Source organism: Streptomyces sp. NPDC001781, assembly GCF_053596035.1.
On the sequence record NZ_JBSFFI010000039.1, the window covers coordinates 17,716 to 42,945 of the forward strand.

General features: G+C 72.5%; 19 protein-coding genes. 11 read left to right on the top strand and 8 right to left on the bottom strand.

The annotated features are described in order from the left end of the window. Positions 1-9 precede the first annotated feature (9 nt). Positions 10-1,284 (bottom strand): deoxyguanosinetriphosphate triphosphohydrolase, encoded by a 1,275-nt coding sequence (locus tag ACWCV3_RS26405; protein WP_451229011.1) that lies wholly within the window; start codon positions 1,282-1,284, stop codon positions 10-12. Positions 1,285-1,415: 131 nt separating this feature from the next. On the opposite strand from ACWCV3_RS26405, the gene ACWCV3_RS26410 reads away from it, so the two are divergent. The 4 genes from ACWCV3_RS26410 to ACWCV3_RS26425 all read left to right on the top strand — a co-directional run bounded on the left by ACWCV3_RS26410 (position 1,416) and on the right by ACWCV3_RS26425 (position 5,497). After that, positions 1,416-2,108, top strand: a complete 693-nt coding sequence (locus ACWCV3_RS26410; RefSeq protein ID WP_451229014.1) for a SanA/YdcF family protein — start codon at positions 1,416-1,418, stop codon at positions 2,106-2,108. A 158-nt stretch (positions 2,109-2,266) separates the two neighbouring features. After that, the gene (locus tag ACWCV3_RS26415; RefSeq protein WP_451229017.1) at positions 2,267-3,913 is read left to right on the top strand and encodes a M4 family metallopeptidase; all 1,647 of its coding nucleotides are present in this window, start codon (positions 2,267-2,269) and stop codon (positions 3,911-3,913) included. Positions 3,914-4,213: 300 nt separating this feature from the next. Beyond that, on the top strand, positions 4,214-4,756 hold the full coding sequence (locus ACWCV3_RS26420; RefSeq protein WP_451229020.1) for a hypothetical protein: 543 nt from the start codon (positions 4,214-4,216) through the stop codon (positions 4,754-4,756). Between the two features lie 120 nt (positions 4,757-4,876). Then, positions 4,877-5,497 (top strand): class F sortase, encoded by a 621-nt coding sequence (locus tag ACWCV3_RS26425; RefSeq protein ID WP_451229023.1) that lies wholly within the window; start codon positions 4,877-4,879, stop codon positions 5,495-5,497. 91 nt (positions 5,498-5,588) lie between these two features. Here the strand turns inward: ACWCV3_RS26425 and ACWCV3_RS26430 are convergent, their stop codons facing one another. From ACWCV3_RS26430 to ACWCV3_RS26440, 3 genes are all read right to left on the bottom strand, one after another. Further along, positions 5,589-6,194, bottom strand: a complete 606-nt coding sequence (locus tag ACWCV3_RS26430) for a DUF6518 family protein (protein WP_451229026.1) — start codon at positions 6,192-6,194, stop codon at positions 5,589-5,591. 382 nt (positions 6,195-6,576) lie between these two features. Further along, positions 6,577-9,297: a pyruvate, phosphate dikinase gene (gene ppdK, locus ACWCV3_RS26435; protein WP_451229029.1), complete on the bottom strand. Its 2,721-nt coding sequence runs from the start codon at positions 9,295-9,297 to the stop codon at positions 6,577-6,579. Positions 9,298-9,703: 406 nt separating this feature from the next. Beyond that, on the bottom strand, positions 9,704-10,924 hold the full coding sequence (locus tag ACWCV3_RS26440; protein WP_451229032.1) for an ROK family protein: 1,221 nt from the start codon (positions 10,922-10,924) through the stop codon (positions 9,704-9,706). Between the two features lie 119 nt (positions 10,925-11,043). Between ACWCV3_RS26440 and ACWCV3_RS26445 the strand changes: the two genes are divergently transcribed. From ACWCV3_RS26445 to ACWCV3_RS26455, 3 genes are all read left to right on the top strand, one after another. Continuing rightward, on the top strand, positions 11,044-12,447 hold the full coding sequence (locus tag ACWCV3_RS26445) for an MGH1-like glycoside hydrolase domain-containing protein (RefSeq protein WP_451229035.1): 1,404 nt from the start codon (positions 11,044-11,046) through the stop codon (positions 12,445-12,447). Beyond that, a complete protein-coding gene (locus tag ACWCV3_RS26450) occupies positions 12,444-14,372 on the top strand; it encodes an amylo-alpha-1,6-glucosidase (protein ID WP_451229037.1) in 1,929 nt (642 codons plus the stop codon). Before ACWCV3_RS26445 ends, ACWCV3_RS26450 begins: the two co-directional genes overlap by 4 nt. A gap of 387 nt (positions 14,373-14,759) precedes the next feature. Then, complete coding sequence (locus tag ACWCV3_RS26455) at positions 14,760-16,661, top strand: CDP-alcohol phosphatidyltransferase (RefSeq protein ID WP_451229040.1); 1,902 nt, start codon at positions 14,760-14,762, stop codon at positions 16,659-16,661. Between the two features lie 122 nt (positions 16,662-16,783). Here ACWCV3_RS26455 and dusB read toward each other — a convergent pair whose 3' ends face one another. Beyond that, the gene (dusB, locus tag ACWCV3_RS26460) at positions 16,784-17,914 is read right to left on the bottom strand and encodes a tRNA dihydrouridine synthase DusB (RefSeq protein WP_451229043.1); all 1,131 of its coding nucleotides are present in this window, start codon (positions 17,912-17,914) and stop codon (positions 16,784-16,786) included. Positions 17,915-18,071: 157 nt separating this feature from the next. Between dusB and ACWCV3_RS26465 the strand changes: the two genes are divergently transcribed. Beyond that, positions 18,072-19,517, top strand: a complete 1,446-nt coding sequence (locus ACWCV3_RS26465) for an MFS transporter (protein ID WP_451229046.1) — start codon at positions 18,072-18,074, stop codon at positions 19,515-19,517. Positions 19,518-19,528: 11 nt separating this feature from the next. Here ACWCV3_RS26465 and ACWCV3_RS26470 read toward each other — a convergent pair whose 3' ends face one another. Then, on the bottom strand, positions 19,529-20,401 hold the full coding sequence (locus ACWCV3_RS26470) for a helix-turn-helix transcriptional regulator (RefSeq protein ID WP_451229049.1): 873 nt from the start codon (positions 20,399-20,401) through the stop codon (positions 19,529-19,531). A gap of 178 nt (positions 20,402-20,579) precedes the next feature. Here ACWCV3_RS26470 and ACWCV3_RS26475 point away from each other — a divergent pair, with 178 nt between their 5' ends. The 3 genes from ACWCV3_RS26475 to ACWCV3_RS26485 all read left to right on the top strand — a co-directional run bounded on the left by ACWCV3_RS26475 (position 20,580) and on the right by ACWCV3_RS26485 (position 23,514). Further along, complete coding sequence (locus tag ACWCV3_RS26475; protein WP_451229052.1) at positions 20,580-22,013, top strand: MFS transporter; 1,434 nt, start codon at positions 20,580-20,582, stop codon at positions 22,011-22,013. Between the two features lie 72 nt (positions 22,014-22,085). Continuing rightward, a complete protein-coding gene (locus ACWCV3_RS26480; RefSeq protein WP_451229055.1) occupies positions 22,086-22,310 on the top strand; it encodes a hypothetical protein in 225 nt (74 codons plus the stop codon). Positions 22,311-22,371: 61 nt separating this feature from the next. Next, positions 22,372-23,514, top strand: a complete 1,143-nt coding sequence (locus ACWCV3_RS26485) for a serine hydrolase domain-containing protein (protein WP_451229082.1) — start codon at positions 22,372-22,374, stop codon at positions 23,512-23,514. 55 nt (positions 23,515-23,569) lie between these two features. On the opposite strand, the gene ACWCV3_RS26490 is transcribed toward ACWCV3_RS26485, so the two are convergent. Then, positions 23,570-24,166, bottom strand: coding sequence for a TetR family transcriptional regulator (locus ACWCV3_RS26490; RefSeq protein WP_451229058.1), 597 nt, complete (start codon positions 24,164-24,166; stop codon positions 23,570-23,572). 39 nt (positions 24,167-24,205) lie between these two features. Continuing rightward, positions 24,206-25,216: an aldo/keto reductase gene (locus tag ACWCV3_RS26495; RefSeq protein ID WP_451229061.1), complete on the bottom strand. Its 1,011-nt coding sequence runs from the start codon at positions 25,214-25,216 to the stop codon at positions 24,206-24,208. Positions 25,217-25,230 lie beyond the last annotated feature (14 nt).

The following is a 25,230-nucleotide window of genomic DNA, read 5'->3' on the forward strand; positions in this document are numbered from 1 at the left end:
ATGTACCCGCTACATATGCCCGGTGAGCCCGGCGTGCAGCGTGCGGGCGGACGCGTCGGTCAGCGAGGCGATCTGGTCGACGACGACCCGCTTGCGCGCCCGGTCGCTCTCCGCCTCGTCGAACAGCGCTCTGAACTGCGGCTCCAGCCCGTCCGGCGCGCGCAGGGTGAGGGCCTCGGCCAGCTCCGCGACGACGATGCGCTGATCGGCGCGGAGCAGTTCCTGTTCGGCGCGCTGTATCACGTACCGGTCCGCCACCGCCTTGAGCACCGCGCACTCCATGCGCGCCTCGCGGGGTACGACGAGTTCGGCGCCGTACCGGGTGAGGCGGCCGGTGCCGTACGCGGCGCGGGTGGCGGTCTCGGCGGCGAGGCAGAAGCGGCCGATGAGCTGGCTGGTGGCGTCCTTGAGCCGGGCCTGGGCGACCGCGGTCCCGTCGTAGCCGTGCGGCCACCACTCCTGGTCCTGGAGCCGGTCTAGGGCCTCGGCGAGTTCGGCGGGATCGGTGTCGGCGGGGACGTATCGGCCGATGGCGACCTCGAAGACCGCCTCCCGCTCGGGGGTGGCGTGCAGGCAGTCGGGGTCCACGTGGCCGGCGTGCAGCCCGTCCTCCACGTCGTGCACCGAGTACGCGACGTCGTCCGACCAGTCCATGACCTGGGCCTCGAAGCAGGTGCGGGTGCCGGGGGCCTCCTTGCGGACCCAGTCGAAGACGGGACGGTCGTCGTCGTAGACGCCGAACTTGGGGGACTTCGGGTCCGTGGGGTGGGCTCCGCGCGGCCAGGGGTACTTGGTCGCGGCGTCCAGGGTGGCGCGGGTGAGGTTGAGGCCGACGGAGCCCTCGGGGGTGAAGCGCTTGGGCTCGATGCGGGTGAGGAGCCTGAGGGACTGGGCGTTGCCCTCGAAGCCGCCGATGTCGTCCGCGAACTCGTTCAGCGCCTGTTCGCCGTTGTGACCGAAGGGGGGATGGCCGAGATCGTGCGCGAGGCAGGCCGCTTCGACGAGGTCGGGGTCGCAGCCGAGGGCCGCGCCCAGCTCGCGGCCGACCTGGGCGCACTCCAGGGAGTGGGTGAGGCGGGTGCGGGGGGTGGCGTCCCAGGCGGGGGTGCGGGTGCCGGGCGTGACGACCTGGGTCTTGCCCGCGAGGCGGCGCAGCGCGGCGGAGTGCAGGATGCGGGCGCGGTCGCGCTGGAAGGCGGTGCGGCCGGGGCGTTTGTCGGGTTCGGGTGCCCAGCGTTCGACGGAGGTCGGATCGTAGGCCGAGGGGTGTGCGGTGCCTTCCATGCCTCGACAGTAAGCGCCGGTACGGACATCGCGCGGCAGGGGTGACGGAATTGTTCCGTCGTGCGGGGCCGGAGTGAACCGCACGGCCGCGGATCACGTCCTCCGGCACGGGAACGAACACGGGGGGCGGGATGAGGACGGGCCGACCGAGGCTGCCGCACACGGTGCGGGGGCGCCGACGGCTGGTGCGGGGCGTGGTCGCGGGGTGCGTGCTCGCGCTGCTGCCGTCGACCTGGCTGCACCTCTCCACGGCGGACCGGCTGCGTACGGCGGCCGACGTGCCGCGCACCGACGTCGCGGTCGTCTTCGGCGCGGGCCTGTGGAAGGGCGGCCCGTCCCCGTACCTGGCCCGCCGCCTGGACGCGGCCGCCCGCCTGTACCGCGCCGGCCGCGTCAAGGCGGTCCTGGTCACCGGAGACAACAGCCGTGAGGACTACGACGAACCGAGCGCGATGCGCGCCTACCTCAGCCGCCACGGCGTCCCCGCCGAACGCGTCGTCAGTGACTACGCGGGCTTCGACACCTGGGACTCCTGCGTCCGGGCCCGCCGCGTCTTCGGCGTGCGGCAGGCCATCCTGATCAGCCAGACCTTCCACGTCCGCCGCGCGGTCGCGCTGTGCGAGGCGGCCGGCGTCTCGTCGTACGGCCTGGGCGTGGAGGACGTGCACGACGCCACCTGGTTCTACGGCGGCACCCGCGAGGTCTTCGCCGCGGGCAAGGCGGCGCTGGACGCGGTGTTCCAGCCGCCCCCCAAGTTCCTCGGACCGCGGGAGCGGGGCATCCAGCGGGCGTTGGCGGGCGCGTCCTGGCCGCCGGTCCCCTGAGGGATCTCCACGCGCCGTCACGCCCCGTGGGGGATCTCCACGAGAACGCCATCGGACCCCCTGCCGGTGCTATGGACATGACATGTCATGGCCCCTTAAATCTCTAGGACATCAGCGCCACCCCCACGCCTCGCAGGCGCCTCAACCCAAGGAGACCGATGAGCCGGATACGGCAGCACGTCCCCGGGTCCCGTCGCATCGCCACCGCCACCGGCGCCGCCGCCGCGGCGGCACTGCTGGTCACCGCCCTGTCCCCCGCCGCCCAGGCCGACACCGCGCCGAAGCGGGCGACCACGCTCGCGGACGCGGCCTCCCTCCTCGTGTCCCATGCCGCGGGTCTCGGCCTCACCGCCGGCCAGGGCACCGAGGTCCGGGACGTGATCGTCGACAAGGACGGTACGCAGCACGTCCGTTACGACCGCACCTACCACCGGCTTCCCGTGCTCGGCGGGGACTTCGTGGTCCACCTGGACTCCGGCGGCGGATACCGCGGCGCCGACCGCGCCACCCGCTCGGCGCTCGAACTGCCCACCGTCACACCGAAGCTGAGCGGCGCGAAGGCGGCCGGGATCGCGGTGGACGCGCTGCGCTCCGCGAGCCCCCGGAAGCTGAAGCAGGCCAAGGCCAAGCCGGAGCTGGTCGTCGACGCCCTGCACGGCAGGCCGAGACTGGCCTGGCGGACCAACGCGGTCGGGCTGGACACCCTGGGCAACCCGGTGGGCCGCACCGTGCTGACCGACGCCCGCACCGGCGCCCGCATCGACGCCTGGGACAGCATCGAGACGGCCGCGGGCGACGGCAAGTCGCTCTACAGCGGCACGGTTCCGCTGCAGACGACCCAGTCGGGCTCGGCGTACCAGCTCAAGGACGCCACGCGCGGCAACACGTACACCGGCGACGCGGCCAACAAGACCGACCTGTGCATCCTCGGGATCTGCCTGAGCCGCGCCCCCTCGACGGTGTTCACCGACGCCGACAACCACTGGGGCACCGGCGCCACCGCCGACCGCGCCTCGGCGGCCGTCGACGCCCAGTACGGCACCGACCAGACCTGGGACTACTACAAGGACGTCCACGGCCGGAACGGCATCGCGGGCGACGGCAAGGGCTCGTACAACCGCGTCCACTACGGCAGCAACTACAACAACGCCTTCTGGGACGACAGCTGCTTCTGCATGACCTACGGCGACGGTGACGGCACCACCTTCGGCCCGCTGGTCGCGCTGGACGTGGCCGGGCACGAGATGACGCACGGCGTCACCTCCAAGACCGCCGCGCTGACGTACTCGGGCGAGTCCGGCGGCCTGAACGAGGCGACCTCGGACATCCTCGGCACGATGGTCGAGTGGCACGCCGACAACGCGACCGACAAGGGCGACTACCTCATCGGAGAGCGCATCGTGAAGCCCGGCTTCGGCAAGGCCGCGCTCCGCTTCATGGACAAGCCCTCCAAGGACGGCAACTCGGCCGACTACTGGAGCAGCTCGCTCGGCAACCTGGACGTGCACTACTCCTCCGGCGTCGCCAACCACTTCGCGTACCTCCTCGCCGAGGGCAGCGGCGCGAAGACCGTCAACGGTGTCTCCTACGACTCCCCGACGGCCAACGGCCAGTCGGTGACCGGCATCGGCCGGGACAAGGTCGGCAGGATCTGGTACCGCGCGCTGACGGTGTACATGACGTCGTCCACCAAGTACGCGGGCGCCCGAACGGCGACCCTGAACGCGGCCAGGGACCTGTACGGCGCCGGGAGCGCGGAGTACGGCGCGGTCGCGGCGGCGTGGAGCGCGGTGAACGTGAACTGAGCCTCCTCGCGCGAGCGGTGGCTGACGGTGCGTCGGGGTCCGGCGCACCGTTTTCGCTTTCCCCCCGGCCGCACGCCATTCGTGTGCACTTGGCTCCGTGCCCTCGATGCGGCCCTGAGCTGCTGTTACGTCAGAACGGCTCACCCGTGCGGAGGCGGCGGGCGCCACCCGTTCACCGCAGCGGGGGCGGCTGCTCGGGAGGCGGGCCGGGCGCGGTGGCCTTTACCTCGGAAGGGCGGGGGCACGTCCCCCGCGCCGCACGAGTCGAGGACATGAGTCGGACAAGCTCTGGGGAGCACCATGCGACGCACCGCCCGTCTGCTGACCGGTACCGCGCTGGCCGTGGCCGCGGCCGGTCTCGGTACCGTTCCGGCCCACGCGGGCGCGGCGCACCCGACGGCCGCGCGGGCAGGCGGCCTCCGGGTGTACCCGTCCACCGCGCTGCCCGGCAGCCAGGTCACCGTGAACACCGCGGCCTGCGGGGAGAAGGGCGTGGCGGTCGGTGACGCGGGGGCGGTGGGCGCGGGAACGTTCGCGCTGGCGCCGACCACGCACGAGGGCGAGGCGATCGGGCAGTTCCAGGTACCGGCGGGGGCGCAGCCGGGTACCTACGAGATCGTCGCGCGGTGTGCGGAGGGCGGGAAGCGGGTCACGGGGGACCTGACGGTGACCATGGCCGGGGCGCACGGGCAGGTGCAGCCGCACGGCAGTGTGAAGACGGGGGTCGGCGGCGCTCTGGGCCCCGGCCCCGTGCAGACCACGGCGGGTGTGGCGGCTCTGGCCGTCGCCGCCGCGGGCGGTACCTGGCTCCTGCATCGCCGGGCGAGAGGCGACGGGATCTGACGGACACCCTCCGCTGTCCGTCGCCGGTACCGCGAAGCCCCGCCCCCTAAGGGTCCGATGCCCCTCGTGACCCCTAGGGGGCGGGCCTTCCCCAAGGGTCGTCTCCGGGAAGGGGTTCCCATGCGCAGGATCGGCGACACCGCCATAGCCGCCGTCACGGCGTTCGCGCTCGGTACCGGTGTCTGGCTGCTCGGTACCGGTACCGGTTCACCCCCGCAGCCGTCCGCCGCCGAGGGCCGTCCCGATCCGGGTGGCGGACGCGGCGCCGCCCCACCGCTGACGGCGTCCCCGCCCACCCGTATCCGCATCCCCGCGATCCGGGTGAACGCTCCCCTGACGGGCCTCTCCCTGACCTCCTCCGGCAGCCTCGACGCCCCTCCCCCCGCCGAGAAGAACCTCGCCGGCTGGTACGAGGCCGGCACCACCCCCGGCGACACCGGCACCGCCGTCGTCGCCGGCCACGTCGACAACACCCAGGGCCCCGCCGTCTTCTACGACCTCGGCGCCCTCAGGCGCGGCGCCACGATCGAGGTGGACCGCGAGGACGCCACGACGGCCGTCTTCACGGTGGACGCGGTGGAGGTGTACTCCGCGAGGAACTTCCCCGACGAGAGGGTCTACGGCGCCTCGACCCGCCCGGAACTCCGGGTGATCACCTGCGGAGGCGGGTACTCCAGGTCGACGGGGTACCAGGGGAACGTGGTGGTGTTCGCACACCTGACGGGCGCACACGGCACCTGAGGGCCGAAGCCCGGCCCGGCGGCCGGCGGCGCGGGACGAGCACGAGGAGGACGACGCGGCGGTGTGCCACCCCCGGGCGAAGTGCCTGAGTTCAGGAGCCGGGCCGGCTGTATCCACCCGCGGATTCGTTGGCGGACCGCTGACGCCAGAACCGGTGAAGAGCGACGGCAGCACTCAGCGCCGCCCCCGTCCAGACGATCCCCGCCGCCACCGTGGCGGGGTCCGCGTCGATCAGACCCGCACCGGGTGGCAGAACCGCCATCTGCACGGCGGCTCCGACGGGGACGACCAGTGCGGCGCACAGTCCGGTCCAGCCGGGCCGTCTGATCAGGGAACCCACCCAGCCCAGGACCGGTCCGGCTGGAACTCCGAAGAGCAGCCAGAAGAGCATGTCGCTGCCCGCGTCCCACAGATAGTGATCCACGACGTAGTACGACACCGTCGCGCTCGTCAGCGCCGCCACTCCGCAAAGAGCCCCTCGGCCCGGTGTGACGGCCGCCCAGCCGACCGTCACCGCCAGAGCCGCCCAGGCCCATCCCGCGTCGAGCAGAAAGCTGAGCACCCTGCTGGTCTCCCCCACAGCACTTCCGGCGACGCGGGCCCCGATCTCCCCGTACGGAGAGGACAGGACGTTGGTGACGGACGTGAGCGACCCGAAGACCAGTCCGGCCACGACCGCCCCCAGCGTGATCTTCATGCCCGCAGCCTACACAGACCCTGCCCACGTGGTCAGTTGACGGATTCGTCCGCAGCAGCAGAGGGCTGCGGCGAGGCCGAGCAGGGCCAGGTGGTCGCAGGGGGGCGTAGCGGCGGCCGAGACTGCCGCGGCCGGCCGGCCAGGACATGGGGCCTTCGACGACCCGGCGCCGGACCCGCCAGGGCACATCGAGGGCACAACAGCTCCGCGCGGTTTCAGCACGCCGGCAAACACCATCCGGCATGTTCGGTGCCGTAGCCGGACAGGCCTCACCCATGCCCGAAGAGGCGGCACCCCCGCACAGGGTGCCGCCTCTCTTTTGGTGCCGGAGCCCGTCGGCGATCGGTGGTGAGGGTCGGGGACCGGCGAAGGGCTCCGGGGCTCAGCGGTGGTCGCTGCCCGTGGACTCCGTCGCCGCGCGGCCGGCTTCCAGGCGGGCCACCGGGATGCGGAACGGGGAGCAGGAGACGTAGTCCAGGCCAACCTCGTGGAAGAAGTGGACGGACTCCGGGTCGCCGCCGTGCTCGCCGCAGACGCCGAGCTTGAGGTCCGGACGGGTCGCACGGCCCGCCGCGGCGGCCGACTTGACCAGCGAGCCCACTCCGTCCTTGTCGATCGTCTCGAACGGGCTGACGCCGAAGATGCCCTTCTCCAGGTACGCCGTGAAGAAGGATGCCTCCACGTCGTCCCGGCTGAAGCCCCACACCGTCTGGGTGAGGTCGTTCGTGCCGAAGGAGAAGAACTCGGCGGCCTCGGCGATCTGACCGGCGGTCAGCGCGGCGCGGGGCAGCTCGATCATCGTGCCGATCGCCAGCTTCAGCTTCGTACCCGTCGCCGCCTCGACCTCCGCGATGACCTGGTCGGCCTCCTCGCGGACGATCTCCAGCTCCTGGACCGTGCCGACCAGCGGGATCATGATCTCGGCGCGCGGGTCGCCCTTGGCGTTCCTGCGCTCGGCGGCCGCCTCCGCGATGGCGCGGACCTGCATGGTGAACAGACCCGGAATCACCAGTCCGAGACGCACACCGCGCAGACCCAGCATCGGGTTCTGCTCGTGCAGCCGGTGCACCGCCTGCAGCAGCCGGAGTTCGTTCTCGTGCGGCTCCTGCCGGGACTCGGCGAGGGCCACGCGGACCGACAGCTCGGTGATGTCGGGCAGGAACTCGTGCAGCGGGGGGTCGAGCAGGCGTACCGTCACCGGCAGGCCGTCCATCGCCTCGAACAGCTCCACGAAGTCCTGCTTCTGGAGCGGGAGCAGCTGCTTCAGCGACTCCTCGCGCTCCGCCCCGGTGTCGGCCAGGATCAGGCGCTCCACCAGCTCACGCCGGTCCCCGAGGAACATGTGCTCGGTGCGGCACAGCCCGATGCCCTGCGCCCCGAACCGCCGCGCCCGCAGCGCGTCCTCGGCGTTGTCCGCGTTGGCACGGACCCGCAGCCGGCGCTTGCGGTCGGCGAAGGCCATCATCCGGTGCACGGCCTCGACCAGTTCGTCGGCGTCGTCGGCGCCCGGGTGCATCCGGCCCTCGAAGTACTCCACCACGGGCGAGGGGACCACCGGCACCTCGCCGAGGTACACCTTGCCGGAGGAGCCGTCGATGGAGATGACGTCGCCCTCCTCCACCACGTGCCCGCCGGGCACGATCATCCGGCGTCGCTTGGTGTCGACCTCCAGTTCCTCAGCGCCGCAGACACAGGTCTTGCCCATGCCGCGCGCGACCACGGCCGCGTGGGAGGTCTTGCCGCCGCGCGAGGTGAGGATGCCCTCGGCGGCGATCATGCCGTCCAGGTCGTCGGGGTTGGTCTCCCGGCGCACCAGGATGACCTTCTCACCCGAACGGGACCACTTGACGGCGGTGTACGAGTCGAAGACCGCCTTGCCGACCGCCGCGCCCGGCGAGGCCGCGATGCCCCGCCCGACCTGCTCGGCCCGCGCGTCCTCGTCGAAGCGGGGGAACATGAGCTGCGCCAGCTGCGCGCCGGTCACCCGCTGGAGCGCCTCGGTCTCGTCGATCAGACCCTGGTCCACGAGCTGGGTGGCGATACGGAACGCCGCGCCCGCGGTGCGCTTGCCGACGCGGGTCTGGAGCATCCACAGCTTGCCGCGCTCGATGGTGAACTCGATGTCGCAGAGATCCTTGTAGTGGTTCTCCAGCGTCTCCATGATCTGCATGAGCTGGTCGTAGGACGCCTTGTCGATGTTCTCCAGCTCGGCGAGCGGCACGGTGTTGCGGATGCCCGCGACCACGTCCTCGCCCTGGGCGTTCTGGAGGTAGTCGCCGTAGACGCCCTGGTGCCCGGAGGCGGGGTCGCGGGTGAAGGCGACGCCGGTGCCGGAGTCGGGGCCCAGGTTGCCGAACACCATGGAGCAGACGTTGACCGCGGTGCCCAGGTCGCCCGGGATGCGCTCCTGGCGGCGGTAGAGCTTGGCGCGATCGGTGTTCCAGGAGTCGAAGACCGCGTGGATGGCGAGGTCCATCTGCTCGCGCGGGTCCTGCGGGAAGTCGCGGCCGGCCTCGGTCCTGACGGTCTTCTTGAAGGCGGTGACCAGCTTCTTCAGGTCGGCCGCGTCCAGCTCGGTGTCGACCTGGACGCCCTTGGCCTCCTTGGCCTTCTCCAGCGCGTCCTCGAACAGCTCGCCGTCGACGCCGAGGACGGTCTTGCCGAACATCTGGATGAGGCGCCGGTAGGAGTCCCACGCGAAGCGCTCGTCGCCGGCCTGCTTGGCCAGGCCCTTCACCGACTTGTCGGAGAGGCCGATGTTCAGGACGGTGTCCATCATGCCGGGCATGGAGAACTTGGCGCCCGAGCGCACGGAGACCAGCAGCGGGTCGTCGGCCTGGCCGAGCTTCTTGCCCATCCGCTGCTCGAGCGCCTCGAGGTGCGCGCTCACCTCGTCACGCAGTGCCGGGGGCTCCTCGCCGCTGTCGAGGTAGACCTTGCACGCCTCGGTGGTGATGGTGAAGCCGGGAGGGACCGGCAGCCCGAGGTTGGTCATCTCGGCGAGGTTGGCACCCTTGCCACCGAGCAGGTCCTTGAGGTCCTTGTTGCCCTCGGTGAAGTCGTAGACGAACTTCGCTACGTGAGGCTCTTTGTTTTCCGACACGGGTCTCGACTCCTTGAGGCCACGGTGGCTGCCCTGACGGCGAGGAACATACCCAGATCGAAGGCGTCTCGGTACGTCCAGTCGTGCGTCATAAGCCTGTAACCAGCCGTCTGCCACAGGATCTCAGGCAAAGACAAGGCAACGTCAGGGCCACGCGAGTGTTCATTTCTTGAACGGACGGACGTGCGGTAACGCCACAACCTGCTCATGTGAGCGACGATCGGCACGCTTGATTTCGATCAATGAACGCCGACAGGATGGCACCGAGTGCCACCCCTTGGAGAAGTGCAGCCGCTCAAGATCCGCTCATCTGAGCGCGACCCTTATCAAGGGTGGCGAGAATCACGCTGCCACACGGCGCCGGATTTCACCATGCGGACCCCGGTCCGGACCGGAGACCGGGGCGTCACACACCGAGCGCGGCGAGCCGTTCCTCGACCCGATCCGGGGCGTACAGATGCTCCACGACCAGCGCGCCCGCGCCGATCAGCCCCGCCCGCTCCCCCAGCCTCGCGGTGACGACCTCGAGGTGGGCGGTGGAGCGGGGCAGTGCCCGCTGGTAGAGCAGTTCGCGCACCCCGGTCAGGAAGGGCGTCCCGGCGAGATCGCCCGCGATCATCAGCACGCCGGGGTTGAGCAGGGTCACGACGGTCGCCAGCACGTCGCCGACCCGGCGTCCGGCGTCCCGCGCCAGGGCCGCCGCCTCGGGATGCCCGGCGGCCAGCAGGTCCCGTACGTCCGAGCCGGACGCCGCCGGCACGCCCGCGTCCGTCAGCCTCCGGGCCACCGCGCCGCCGCTGGCGACGGCCGCGAGACAGCCGTACGAGCCGCAGCGGCACAGTGCCTCGGTACCGACCCGGATGTGGCCGAGGTCGCCCGCGCCGCCGTCCACGCCCCGGTACAGCGCGCCGTCCACCACGACCCCGGCGCCGATACCGGTACTGACCTTGACCAGTACGAACGCCCGGCAGTCCGGGTATCCGGTGCGCTGCTCCCCGTACGCCATCAGGTCGGCGTCGTTGTCGACCAGTACCGGGACCGGCCCGGCGCCGGTGTGCTCGGTGAAGGCGCGGGAGAGGCGGCCCCTCGTGTCGTAGCCGTCCCAGCCGGGCATCATCGGCGGCTGGACCACCCTCCCGCTCCCGCTGTCGACCGGGCCCGGCACGCCGAGGCCGATCCCGCAGACCGCCTCCGGGGCGTGGCCGGTCTCGGTGAGCAGCGCGGCGAACCAGCGGGCCAGCCCGTCCAGGACCGCCTCGGGGCCGTCCTCGACCACCAGGGCGCCGTGGCGTTCGGCGAGGATCTCGCCGGTCAGGGTGAGCAGGGCCGCGCGGGCGTGCCGGGTGTCCAGGTCGGCGGCGAGCACCACGGCGTGCGAGCCGTCGAACTCCAGGGTGACGGCGGGGCGGCCGCCGAGCGGGGAGCCGACCGGACCGCTCGCGCCCTCGCGCAGCCAGCCCACCCGGAACAGCCGGTCCAGGCGCTGGCCGACCGTGGCACGGGAGAGGCCGGTCATCTGCTGGAGCGCGCCGCGCGTGACGGCCCGTCCGCTGCGCACCAGGTCGAGCAGGTCACCGGCGCTCGTCTGAGCGCCGCCCCTGGCCGTCCTGCCGGACGTTCCGGTCATGCCACCCCCTTGTGTTCCTCAAGTTTGCATTACATATTGAGTTTTGCGTGTTAACCAGACGTAACCCTGCGATAGACACAGCCGAACCAGGTCGTCCGGACGTCTTCGGGGAGTCCCGAGTGGATCGCACTGCCCAGCTCACAGCCCGTGTCACCGGGCGCCAGATCGCGTACGACCCGCTCTCCCCCGCGCCCTCGGCCGCATCACTGCACGTCAGGGCCGCCCGCGTGCTGGCGGCCAACTGGACGGGCACCTCGACGGTCCCCTCCCGGAGCCTGTACCCGCACCAGTGGTCCTGGGACTCGGCGTTCATCGCCATCGGGTTGCGGCATCTGTCGCCGCCGCGGGCGCAGACGGAACTGGAGACGCTGCTCGCGGCGCAGTGGGGGGACGGGCGGGTGCCGCACATCGTCTTCTCCCCCTCCGTGCCGCTCGACGCCTACTTCCCGAGCCCCGACTTCTGGCGCTCCTCCTCCGCCGGCCGGGCCGCGGGCGCCCCGCGCACCGTACAGACGTCCGGCATCGTGCAGCCACCCGTGCACGCGCTGGCCGCCTGGCTGGTGCACCGGGCCGACCCCGGCCTGTCGTGGGCGCGCGGTTTCCTGGCGCGGGTGTATCCCCGGCTGGCCGCCTGGCACCGCTATCTGCTGCGCCACCGGGACCTGGGCGGGGGCGGGCTGGTGTCGGTGGTGCACCCGTGGGAGCAGGGCATGGACAACAGCCCCTGCTGGGACGGCCCGTTGGCCCGCGTCACCCCGGCCCCGGCCCGTTCCTTCCGCCGTGCCGACCTCGACCACGGCGCTCCCGGGGACCGGCCGACCGATCTGGACTACGGCCGGTACGTGCGCCTGGCGTCCGCCTACCGGGACGGCGCCTACGCGGACGGGGACGGGGAGTTCGCGGTGGAGGACCCGTCCTTCAACGCCCTGCTGATCGCTTCCGAGCACGCGCTCGCCCGTATCGCCGCCGAGCTGGGCTCTTCCGGCGCCGCCCGGCACGCCCGCGCCCGGCGGCTGACCGCGGCGCTGGTGGAGCGGCTGTGGGACGACGCGTCCGGGATGTTCCTGTGCCGGGACCTGCGCGGCGGTGTGATCCGCGAGCGGAGCGTGTCGGGCCTGGTCCCGCTGCTGCTGCCCGGTCTCCCCCGCGAGGTGACCGGCGCGCTGGCGGGGACCCTGCGCGGTCCGCACTTCGCGGCGCGCACCGGGCTCGTACCCAGTTACGACCTGCGCGGGCCGGCCTTCGAGTCGAGCCGTTACTGGCGCGGCCCGGCGTGGTTCAACACCGCCTGGCTGGTGGAGCGCGGGCTGCGGGCCCGGGGTGAGAAGGCGGCGGCCGACGCCCTGCGCACCGCCTTTCTGAGCGCGGCCGGGGGCTCCGGGTTCGCGGAGTACGTCGACCCGGACACCGGCGAGGCGTGCGGGGCACCGGGATTCGGCTGGACCGCGGCGCTGACGCTGGACCTGCTGCACGACGTGAACGGTGCCTTGGGGACAGAGGAAGAGGGAGGGGACCGGAGATGAGCCGACTGCTCGTACGGGGAGCCACGTTCGCCGAAGTGGGCGACCGGGGCGACATCAGCGGGGTGCGCGGCGGCGGCCGGGTGGAGGGGCTCTTCGTGCGCGACGCACGGCACCTGAGCCGCTGGCAGCTCACCGTGGACGGCTCGGTGCCGGAGGTGCTGAAACCGGTCGGGGAGGGCGACACGGCACGCTGTGTGCTGGTGCCGCGCGGCGGGCGCCAGGAGCCGCCCGCCTACACCCTGTGGCGGGAACAGGCCGTCAGCGACAGCTCGTTCGTGGAGTCGGTGCGCATCACCGGCAATCTCCCGACAGCGACCGCGGTACGGCTCGCGCTCACCGTCGACGCGGACTTCACCGACCAGTTCGAGCTGCGTTCGGACCACCGCACCTACGTCAAGCCGGGTGCCGTGCGCAGCCGCCAGGTCCTGGACGACGGGATCGAGTTCGGGTACCGGCGCGGTGAGTGGCGGTCCTGTACGACCATCACCGCCGAGCCGGCACCAGAGGCGGTGGAGGAGACCGGCACCGGCGCCCGGCGGCTGGTCTGGACGCTCGAACTCGCCCCGCACGGCGAGGCGGAGCTGCTGCTGCGCGTGGTGGCCCGCCCGCACGGTGACCGGCACGCGGTGCGCGTCCCCCACTCCCCCGCCACCGCCTCCGATGAACTCCGTTCCGCGGAGGCGGAGTTCATGGAGGGCGTCGCCTTCCCCACCGCGTGGCCGGGGCTGGCGGCCGCCTGTGTGCGGGGGCTGTCCGACCTGGCCGCGCTCCAGGTGCCGGCGCGGGGTCCGGACGGGGAGGGGCTGCGGGTGCCGGCCGGGGGTGCGCCCTGGTTCCTCACGCTGCTCGGCCGGGACGCCCTGCTCACCTCGCTGTTCGCGCTGCCGTACCGCCCGCGGCTGGCCGCCGCCACGCTGCCCGCGCTGGCCGCCGCCCAGGCCACCGCCGGCAGCGCCTCCCCGGTCGCCCAGCCGGGCAAGATCGTGCACGAGGTCCGGCACGGCGAGCTGGCCCACTTCGGGCAGGTGCCCTACGGGCGGTACTACGGCTCGGTCGACGCCACCCCGCTCTTCCTGGTCCTGCTCGGCGCCTACACCGAGCACACCGGGGAAACCGCCCTGGCGCGCCGGCTCGAGGGACACGCCCGGGCGGCGGTCGGCTGGATGCTGGACCACGGCGGGCTCGGCGCGCGCGGCTACCTCGTCTACCGCGCCGACGAGGGCGGCCTCGCCAACCAGAACTGGAAGGACTCCCCCGGCGCCATCTGCCACGCCGACGGCACCCGGCCGGGCGGCGCGGTGATGGCGGCCGGCGCGCAGGGGTACGCGTACGACGCGCTGCGCCGTACGGCGTGGCTGGCGCGCACGGTGTGGAACGACGTGACGTACGCGGCGCTGCTGGAGCAGGCGGCGGCCGGTCTGCGCGACCGCTTCCAGCAGGACTTCTGGCTTCCCGGGCAGTCCTTCCCGGCCCTCGCGCTGGACGGCGACGGCAACCGGATGGACGCGCTCGCCTCGGACGCCGGGCACCTGCTGTGGTCGGGGCTGCTGGACAAGGAGTACGGGGAGGCCGTCGGACGCCGGCTGCTGGAGCCGGACTTCTTCTCCGGCTGGGGCGTCCGTACGCTCGCCGCCGGCCAGGCCGCCTACCACCCGCTCTCCTACCACCGGGGCTCGGTCTGGCCGCACGACAACGCGCTGATCGCGCTCGGCCTCGCCCGCTACGGACTGCACGACGAGGCCCGGGCGGTGGCCCGCGGCCTGGTGGACGCGGCGGCGAGCGCCGGGCACCGGCTGCCCGAAGTGCTGGCGGGTTACGGCCGTGACACTCACCCCGAGCCGGTACCGTACCCGCACGCGTGTGTGCGGGAGTCCCGTTCGGCTGCCGCGCCGCTCGCCCTGCTCACCGCGGTCGGGGGCTCGTGAGGGCGGCCTTGACCGGGCGTTTGCCCGGTATTTGCCGTGGGCCGTGAACACCGGCCCGCGGCGGACCGTACGGAAGGGCGGCGGGCCAGGCGGACCGGCCCGCAACGGCCGTACCAGCCTCCCCGGCGTGGCCCGCCGCCTCCGTCGTCACCGGCCTCGCGCGGAAGGACCTCCGGGTTGCCTCAGCACAAGAACACGCATACGTCACCCGACGCGCCGGGGGGTGCTCCCGGCGGCGGGGTGGAGATCCTCGTGGAGCATGGGAAGAGCGGTGACCGGGGGGCCGGCGAGGGGGCCGGGGCATCGGAGGCGAGGACTCACGGGGCCGAGACGCACTCCGGGGGCGCTCCGGATGCGGTTGCCGGGCCCGGGACGCCGGGCGGGCCCGTGGGCGCAGGGGACTCGGAGGCGGGCGCCGGCCCCGAGGGCGGCCCCCAGACCGTCCCTGGCTCCGCCCCGGAGGCGGGGGCGAGTCACGCACCCCGCACGAAGGGCACCCCGGAGGCCGCCCTCGCCGCGGAGGCGGCCACCGCGCCCGACGCGCGGACCGTCCCCGGGACCGGTTCCGAGGCGGACCCCGCTCCCGAGCGCACCCCCGGCGCCCCCACCGGGCCAATCCGCTTCAGCCGCCTGTCCCGCTGGCGGGCGGAGCACCCCCGGGGCACCCGCGTCCTGTCCCGGACCCTCACCGTCCTCGCCGCGGTCCTGGTCGTCTGCACCCTGGTGATGCCCGCGACCGTCGTCGGCATCGGCCCCGCCACGTTCTTCCGGCTGCCCGGAGAGGCCGTCGTCGGCGCGGCCATCCTGCTCGCACTGCCCCGAAGGCCCAGGATCGCGCTCGCCGCGGCCAGTGGTGTCGCGCTCGCGGCGCTGACGGTGCTCAACTGGCTGGACATGGGCTTCAAGCAGTACCTGGGCCGGACCTTCAACCTGGTGCTGGACTGGAGCCTGCTGGGCGACGCCCGGTCCTACCTGGAGGACTCGCTCGGCCGGACGGCCACCCTCGCCGCGACCGCCGGTGTGATCGTCCTCGTACTGCTGCTGTTCGCCGCGCTGGCCTACGCCGTCGTGCGCCTCAGCGACGTCCTCGCCCGGCACTCGGCCACCGCGACCCGGGGGACGCTGATCGCGGGGGTCGTCTGGATCACCTGCTCCTCCTTCGGGGTGCAGCTCGCGGGCGTGCCGCTCGCCGCCGACAGCGCCGCCGTCACCCTGCGGAGCCAGACCGAGCGGGTGTCCGACACGCTGAAGGACGAGGCGGAGTTCCGGAAGATCGCCAGGGTGGACGCGTTCGGCGCGACCCCGCCCGACCAGCTCGTGCCGGATCTGCGCGGCAAGGACATGATCTTCACCTTCATCGAGAGCTACGGACGCAGCGCGATCGAGGACCCGATCATGGCGCCCGGCGTGGACAGGACCCTCGCCGTGCGCACCGAGGCGCTGAAGAAGGCGGGTTACCACGCCAGGAGCGGCTGGCTGACCTCGGCGACGTACGGCGGCAGCAGCTGGCTCGGCCACTCCACCAGCCTGTCCGGGCTCTGGGTGAGCAACCAGCAGCGCTACCGCACGGTGATGGCGAGCGACCACCTCAGCCTGACCAAGGTGTTCAAGAAGTCCGGCGCCTGGGACACGGTCGGCGTGATGCCGGGTGTCCAGAAGGGTTGGCCCGAGCAGAGCTTCTTCGGACTGGACAGGGTCTACAACGCCTTCGAACTCGGCTACAAGGGACCGAAGTTCAGCTGGTCCACGATGCCGGACCAGTACACCCTGGAGCAGTTCCAGCGGCGGGTGCACGGCAGGAAGCACGACAAGCCGATGATGTCGGAGGTCATCCTGACGTCCAGCCACCAGCCCTGGGGGCCGATCCCGAAGATGGTCGGCTGGGACGAGCTGGGCGACGGCTCGGTCTTCAAGGGCATCGAGGCGGCGGGCAACAAGCCGGCCGACGTGATCGCGGACACCACCAAGTCCCGCCAGGAGTACGGCAAGTCGATCCAGTACTCGGTCACCGCGCTCACCGAGTGGCTGGAGCGCTACGGCTCCAAGGACACCGTGCTGGTATTCCTCGGCGACCACCAGCCCATCGCACGCGTCAGCGGCAACCACGCCAGCAGGGACGTACCGGTCTCGATCGTCGCCAAGGACCCGAAGGTTCTCGACAGGATCGCCGCCTGGGGCTGGTCGGACGGCCTGCGTCCCGCGCACGACGCGCCGGTGTGGAAGATGAACCTCTTCCGCGACCGCTTCCTGACCGCGTACGGCTCCACGCCGCACCCGAAGAAGGGCTAGGGTCTTTCGTTCGGATCAGGCCGGACCAGGGAGCGGGGTCCGGTGCCGCGCCTCGCGAGCCCGGCGTGATCCGGACGAGAGGCCCCAGAGGGCCGGCCCCCAGGGGCCGGCCCCGTGGTCGTTCAGCCGCCGGAGGTGTCCAGCTCGGCGTCCTCACCGATGCCCGCGCAGTCGTACGGGTCCTTCAGCCAGCCGTCCGGCAGGACCACCCGGTTGTTGCCGGAGGTGCGCCCGCGCGGACCGTCGGCGCCGGCCGGCCACGCCTGGCCGAGGTCCAGCTCGTCCAGGCCGGCCCGCAGTTCCTCCAGCGAGGAGGTGACGGCGAGCCGCTTGCGCATCTCGGAGCCGACCGCGAAGCCCTTGAGGTACCAGGCGACGTGCTTGCGGAAGTCGATGACACCGCGTGCCTCGTCGCCGAGCCACTCACCGAGCAGCGTGGCGTGCCGGACCATCACGTCGGCGACCTGGCGCAGCACCGGCCGCTGGAAGTCGTCGCGGCCCTCGAAGGCGGCGACCAGGTCGGCGAAGAGCCAGGGCCGGCCGAGGCAGCCGCGGCCCACGACCACGCCGTCGCAGCCGGTCTCGCGGACCATCCGCAGCGCGTCGTCGGCGGACCAGATGTCACCGTTGCCGAGCACCGGGATCTCCGGGACGTGCTCCTTCAGCCGGGCGATGGCGCTCCAGTCGGCGGTGCCGCCGTAGTGCTGGGCGGCGGTGCGGCCGTGCAGGGCGATGGCGGTGACGCCCTCCTCGACGGCGATGCGGCCGGCGTCGAGGTAGGTGATGTGGTCGTCGTCGATGCCCTTGCGCATCTTCATGGTGACCGGCAGGTCGCCCGCGCCGGAGACGGCCTCGCGCAGGATGGCCCGCAGCAGGTTCCGCTTGAACGGCAGCGCGGAGCCGCCTCCCTTACGGGTGACCTTGGGCACCGGGCAGCCGAAGTTCAGGTCGATGTGGTCGGCCAGGCCCTCTTCCGCGATCATGCGGACGGCCTTGCCGACGGTGGCCGGGTCGACGCCGTACAACTGGATCGAGCGCGGCTTCTCGGTCTTGTCGAACCGGATGAGCTGCATGGTCTTCTCGTTGCGCTCGACCAGCGCCCGCGTGGTGATCATCTCGCTGACGAACAGCCCCTTGCCCCCGCTGAACTCCCGGCACAGGGTGCGGAAGGGGGCGTTGGTGATCCCGGCCATGGGTGCGAGCACGACGGGCGGCACCACGGCGTGCGGGCCGATGGAAAGCGGCTGGGTCATCAGGGGGCTCCGGGACGGATGTACGGCATGGGCGCCGTCCATTCTCCCTCACCCCGGCGGTGCCCCTTCCCTGAGGGAGGCATCGGGTACGGGCGGGCCAAGGATCATGTAGGGGTCATTAGTTAGCCGCACTATCGAAGCGCGTACGATGGGACGCATGCCCGAGCCGAGTCACCGGCGGCGGATGCTGGTCCTGTCGATCTGCTGCATGAGCCTGCTGATCGTGAGCCTGGACAACACCGCCCTGAACGTCGCACTGCCCTCAATGCAGCGCGAGCTGCACGCCACCACCTCCGGTCTCCAGTGGACGATCGACGCCTACACGCTGGTACTGGCCTCGCTGCTGATGCTGGCGGGGTCCACGGCGGACCGGATCGGCCGCAGACGGGTCTTCATGGCGGGACTGGTGATCTTCACCGCCGGTTCCCTGCTGTGCTCGCTCGCGCCGGACCTGGAACTGCTCGTGGTGTTCCGCATGGTCCAGGCGGTCGGCGGCTCCATGCTCAACCCGGTCGCCATGTCGATCATCACCAACACCTTCACCGACCCGCGCGAACGGGCGCGGGCCATAGGCATGTGGGGTGCGGTGATCGGCATCTCCATGGCCGCCGGTCCGCTGGCGGGCGGACTGCTGGTGGAGTCGGTCGGCTGGCGCTCGATCTTCTGGGTCAACCTGCCGGTCGGCCTCGCCGCCCTGCTGCTCACCCTCCGCTTCGTCCCCGAGTCCCGCGCGCCCCGGCCGCGTCGCCCGGACCCGGTCGGCCAGGGCCTGGTGATCGCCCTGTTCGGCTCACTGACCTACGCGATCATCGAGGCCCCTCAAGCGAGCCCCGCCGAGGTGCTCCCCTTCGCCGCGCTGGCCGTCGCCGCCCTGCTGGCCCTCCTCCTCTACGAACCCCGCCGCGCCGAACCCCTCATCGACCTGCGTTTCTTCCGTTCGGCGCCGTTCAGCGGCGCGACCATGACGGCGGTGAGCGCCTTCGCCGCGCTGGGCGGGTTCCTCTTCCTGTCCACGCTGTACCTGCAGAACGTACGCGGACTCGACGCCCTGCACGCCGGCCTGTGGATGCTGCCCATGGCGGTGCCGACCCTGGTGTGCGCCCCGCTGTCCGGACGGCTGGTCGGCAGCCGGGGCCCGCGGCTTCCGCTGCTGATCGCGGGCACGGCGATGACGCTGAGCGGCCTGCTCTTCGCCCTGTTCGAGGCCGAGACCTCCGACGTCACCCTCCTCCTCGGCTACGTCCTCTTCGGCGTCGGCTTCGGCTTCGTCAACGCCCCCATCACCAACACCGCCGTCTCCGGCATGCCCCGCGCCCAGGCGGGCGTCGCGGCGGCGGTCGCCTCCACCAGCCGCCAGCTCGGCCAGACCCTCGGCGTCGCCGTCATCGGCGCGGTCCTGGCCGCGGGCATCGGCTCGTCCCCCTACCGCGACACCTTCGTCTCCGCCGCCCGCCCCGGCTGGTGGATCCTCGCCGCGTGCGGCGCCGCCGTCCTCGTCCTCGGCCTCCTGACCAGCGGCCGCTGGGCCCGCAGGACGGCGGAGCGGACGGCTGAGCGGCTGGAGACGGCGGAGGTGCGGCAACCTGTGGGGGCGTCCGGCTGACCGGCCGGACCTCAGCCCTCCAGCGCTATCGCGTGCAGCTTCTCCAGGCGTTCCCGGGACTCCTCGTTCCTGGGCGGGTAGATCACTATCCGGGGGCCCTGGTCCGGGGAGAGCCAGAGGTCGGTGTGTTCCAGGGTCAGGTGGCCCACGTGGCGGTTGAGGAACTCCTTGGTCTTGGAGCGGCTGCCCACCACCTCGTAGCGCTCCCAGTGTTCACGGAACTCGGGGTACGCCTGGAGGCGTTTGAGGAGCATCTTCCAGGCGGGTTCGCCGAGGTGGCCGGCGAGAGAGGCACGCAGGCGGGCCGCCATCAGCCGCAGGGCCTCGTCGAGGTGGACGATGGAGGAACGCCACTCGGGGTTGGAGTAGGCGAGGAGGATGCAGTTGCGGTCCTCGGGCGGGACCGCGTCCATGTCGCACAGCAGCCGGGCGTAGGTGCGGTTGTAGGCCAGGATGTCGTACCTGCTGTTCTGCACCGCCGCCGGGAACGGCTCCATCTGGCGCAGGGTCGCGCGCAGCGCCGGGGTGATGCTGGGGCAGACCGCGGCGGGCGTCGGGTCCGCCGACCCGGCCAGCTGGAAGAGGTGGGCGCGCTCGCTGGCGTCCAGCATCAGGGTGCGGGCGAGGGCGTCGAGCACCTGGACGGACACCTGGATGTTCCGGGCCTGTTCGAGCCAGGTGTACCAGGTCACGCCCACCGAGGAGAGCTGCGCGACCTCCTCCCGGCGCAGACCCGGCGTACGCCGCCGGGCCCCGCGCGGCAGCCCCACCTGCTCCGGGGTGATCCGCTCACGGCGGCTGCGCAGGAACGCGGCCAGCTCGTGGCGCCGGATCGCCGCGCCCCTCACCTCGGGGGCGGCGCTTTCCTGGGCCATGGTCGTCATGGTTCCAGAGTGCCTCCGTCCGGATCCGGTTTCCAGGTACTGCTGCCACCAGGATGAGCGTCCGCCACTACCAGGCTCCAAGCGGGACAAGGGCCGTCCGAGGGCGTTGGCGGGTACTTCCGGTACCAGGACCGGCACACTCTGGTACCCGTCTGGAGGCAGACGCAGGCTCGGTGGCATGACCGAGACCACTCTCTCCACCGCACCGTCCGTACGCGCTCCGGCGGCGGCGCCCACCCTGGACGGGGCGGGCCTGGTGACCGTCCTGCTGGCCGCCTCGCTCCCCCTGGTCGACTTCTTCGTCGTCAACGTCGCCCTCCCGGCCATGGGCAGTGACCTCTCCGCGAGCGAGGCCCTGCTGGAGCTGGTCGTGGCCGGGTACGGCGTCACGTACGCCGTCCTGCTCGTGCTCGGCGGGCGGCTCGGTGACCTGTTCGGCAGGCGCCGGCTGTTCATCGGCGGCATGGCCGCCTTCGGGCTGACCTCGCTGGCGTGCGGGCTCGCCCCGGACGCGTGGACCCTGGTCGCCGCGCGGGCCGCACAGGGCGCGTCGGCCGCGCTGATGCTGCCGCAGGTGCTCGCCACCATCCAGTCCACCACCACCGGTGGCCGCCGTGCCCGCGCGATGAGTCTGTACGGGGCGACGGCGGGCCTGTCCATGGTGGTGGGCCAGATCCTGGGCGGAGTCCTGGTCGCGGCGGACATCGCCGGCACCGGCTGGCGCTCGATCTTCCTGGTGAACGTGCCCGTGGTCGTGCTCGGCCTGATCCTCGCCGTGCGCCACGTCCCCGACACCCGCGCCCGGCGTCCCGAGCCCGTCGACGTCGCCGGCACCGTCCTGCTGGCCGTGGCCCTGCTGGCACTGCTCGCCCCGCTGACCGAGGGCCGCGCGACGGGCTGGCCGCTGTGGACCTGGGTCTCACTGGCCGTGTTCCCGGCGGCGGGAGGGATGTTCTGGACGGTGGAACGGCGCCTGGACCGGCTGGGCCGCACCCCGCTGCTGCCGCCGAGCCTTTTCGCCACCCCGTCGCTGCGCCAGGGGCTGCTGATCCTGGTGCCGTTCTGCCTCGGATTCAGTGGGTTCATGTTCGTCATCGCGCTGAGCCTCCAGCAGGGCGCGGGCCTGGGTCCGGTAGGTGCGGGTCTGGCGTTGGCGCCGATGGCGGTCTCCTTCCTTCTCGTCTCGCTGGCCGGGCCCCGGCTGATCGCCCGCTTCGGTACGCGGGTGGTGGGCGCCGGGGCGGTGCTCCAGGGCTTCGGCGTGCTGCTGATCGTGCTGACGGTGTGGCGGGACTGGCCCGGACTGGGGCTCGCCGGTCTGCTGCCCGGCGCGGCCCTCGCCGGAGCGGGCCAGGCGCTCCAGCTCCCCAACCTGCTGCGGATCGTGCTCAGCGAGGTCCCGGCCGCCCGTGCGGGGGTGGGCAGCGGGGTGATGGCGACGACCCAGCAGGCGTCGTTCGCCCTGGGAGTGGCCACCCTGGGTGCCCTCTTCCTCGCCCTGGTCCCCCACCTGGGTATGCGGGACGCCCTGCTGATCGCCCTTGTCACCCAGCTCACGGCGATCCTCGCCACCGGCCTGCTGAGCCTGCGTCTGCCTCGCGAGGTGGGTTGAGCCGGAAGCCTGTGACAGTTCCCACCCGGACTTTCACGCCTGGCCCTGCCCCGCGTGCCGCACACTCCCGGCATGACCGACAACAGAATCGGCACCAGCGTGCGCCGGTGGGACCGGCACGGCCGGGCGCACGTCGTGCGGGTGGAGCGGGCCGGGCTCCGGCGGACCTTCGGCTGCGGCACCTGCGACTGGCGCCGGGGCGCCCGGCACCTGCCCTGGGCGCCGACGGACGAGCACCCGGCGACGGAGCATCTGGCCGAGGCTCATCAGGCGACCCTGGACCCGGCCCGGCGATGAGTTCCCGGCGCCGTGGGAGTCGTACCCCATGACGATCCGCGCCGACCGGAAGGCCAGCCTCATGACCGCACTGCACGACACCCTGGCCCGGCATGTGGACGACGGGAGCCTGCCCGGCGCGGTCGGCCTCGTCGCCCGGGGGGACGAGGTGGAGGCGGTGGCGGTCGGGCACACGGACACCGGCCGGACCGCGCCGCTGGAGCGGGACGCGCTGTTCCGGCTCGCCTCCGTTACCAAGCCGGTGACCGCCGCCGCGCTGCTGATGCTTCTCGACGAGGGGCTGGTCGGGCTGGACGACCCGGTCTCGCGCTGGCTGCCCGAGCTGGCCGCGCCGATGGTGGTGCGCACGCCCGGGTCCCCGGTTGACGACCTGGTGCCGGCCGAGCGGCCCATCACCGTGGAGCACGTGCTCAGTTCCCGGTGCGGGTGGGGGTTCCCGCCGGACTTCTCCCTGCCCGCCGTGGCCCCGCTGTTCGAGCTGCAGCGCGGCGGGTTCGCCCCGCACGCCGTGCCCGCGCTGGACGATCTGCTGGCCGAGTTCGCCAAGGTGCCGCTCCTGCACCAGCCCGGTGAGGCCTGGCTCTACAACACCTCCTCCGACCTCCAAGGCGCCCTGATCGCACGGGCGACGGGCCGGACGCTGCCGGACTTCCTGGCCGAGCGGATCTTCGAACCACTCGGCATGAAGGACACGGGTTTCTCCGTACCGGAACGGGAGCTGCACCGGTTGCCCACTGCCTACCAGCCCGATTCCGACGGCACCTTGAGGGTCGCCGACACCTTCGACAGCGGCTGGGACCGGCTCCCCGCCTTCCACTCCGGAGCCGGCGGCCTGGTCTCCACCGCCGACGACTACCTGGCCTTCGCACGCATGCTGCTGGCCGGAGGCGAGACGGCCGGTGGCCGCGGGCTGCTCTCGCCGGAGTCCGTCGCCCGGATGACCAGCGACCAGCTCACCCCGGCCCAGCGGGAGGGCAGCCCGTTCTTCCTGGAGGGCCAGGGCTGGGGCTACGGCGGCTCGGTCGACATCGAACCCACCGAGCCGTGGCACGTGCCCGGCCGCTACGGCTGGGTCGGCGGCACCGGCACCACGGCCCATCTGGTCCCGGCCACCGGGAAGGTGACCGTGCTGCTCACCCAGGTGGCGATGACCGGCCCGACCCCGCCCGCGGTGATGCGGGACTTCTGGCGGGTCACGGCCTGACCGGAGTCACGCCGCGCCCCGGTTCACGGCCCGGCGCGGCCCGGCTGGGCGCCGTTCACGGCGCGGCGGGTGCGCCCAGCCCGCGTATCAGCAGGTCCACGATCACCTTGAAGTCCTCCTCGACACCGGGCTGCTGCCACTCGCGGGCGTAACAGGGGTCGTGGAAACGGGCGGTGGCCTGGAAGACGGCGCGGGCCTCGGCGGCCGGGTCCGCGGCGCGGAAGGTGCCGGACTCGGCGCCGTCCTCGATGATCCGGGCGAGCTGCGCGGTGAGGTCGGTGATGTGCTCGCCGACCGTCGCCCCGCTCTCCTCGGCCAGCACACTGTAGGTGGCGAACAGTTCGGGGTCGTCCCCCGCCTTGTGCCGCTTGGCCTCGAACAGCGCGGCGAGCCAGTCCCGCAGCCGCCGCTCGACGGGGGTCTCCTCACCGGCGATGACCGAGAGCCGCTCCGAGGTGCGGTCCAGCCAGCGCTTGGTGACCGCCTCGCGCAGCGCCGCCTTGGTGCGGAAGTGGCGGTAGACGCTGCCATGACTGACGCCGAGAGCGCGGGCCACGTCGACCACGGTGGCCTTGGCCGGGCCGTGGCGGCGCAGCACCTCCTCCGTCGCCTCGAGGATGCGCTCGGCGGTCAGGGTCTCGGTCGCTGCCATGCCTAGACCGTACCCGGCGCGCCGGTCACCGGTTCCCGCTCATCGCTCGCTGTCCAGCATGGCCATCTGCGCGGGGGCGTACCGCTCGCCCGCGGCCGCGTCGGCCGGGACCGCCTCCTCGATGGTGGCGAGATCGGCCGCGTCCAGGGTGATGTCCGGCGCGCCCAGCGTCTCGGACAGCCGCTCGCGGGTGCGGGAGCCGATGACCGGGACGATGTCGGGGCCCTGGGCGAGGACCCAGGCGATGGCGATCTGGGCGACCGTGGCCCCCTTCCGTTCCGCGATCTCGCGGAGGGAGTCGACCAGGCCCAGGTTGTGCCGGAAGTTGTCGCCCTGGAAGCGGGGCGAGAAGGCGCGGAAGTCGGTGGCGGCGAAGTCGCGGTCGGCGGAGATGTGGTCGGAGAGCAGGCCGCGGGAGAGCACGCCGTACGCGGTGACGCCGATGCCCAGCTCGCGCAGGGTGGGAAGGATCTCCTGCTCGATGCCGCGCGAGATCAGCGCGTACTCGATCTGGAGGTCGGAGATCGGGGCGGTGGCGGCGGCCCGCCGGATGGTGTCCGGGCCGACCTCGCTGAGGCCGATGTGCTTCACCCACCCCTTCTCCACCAGTTCGGCCACGGCGCCGACCGTCTCCTCGATCGGGACGTCCGGGTCGAGGCGTGCGGGGCGGTAGATGTCGATGTGGTCCACGCCGAGGCGCTGAAGGGAGTAGGCGGCGAAGGTCTTCACCGCGGCGGGCCGGCCGTCGAAGCCGAGCCAGGCGCCGCCCGGGTCGCGCAGGGCGCCGAACTTCACGCTCAGCACCGCGTTGTCACGGAGGTGGGCCGGGGCGGTGCGCAGGGCTTCGCCGACCAGCATTTCGTTGTGACCCATGGCGTAGAAGTCGCCGGTGTCGAGGAGGGTGACGCCCGCGTCCAGAGCGGCGTGCACGGTACGGACGGCCTCCGGGCGGTCCGCCTCTCCGTACATGCCCGACATGCCCATGCAGCCGAGGCCGAGGGCGGGGACGCGGGGGCCGGTGGTTCCGAGATTTCGCGTGGGGATCGTCATGCGTCCAGCCTGGC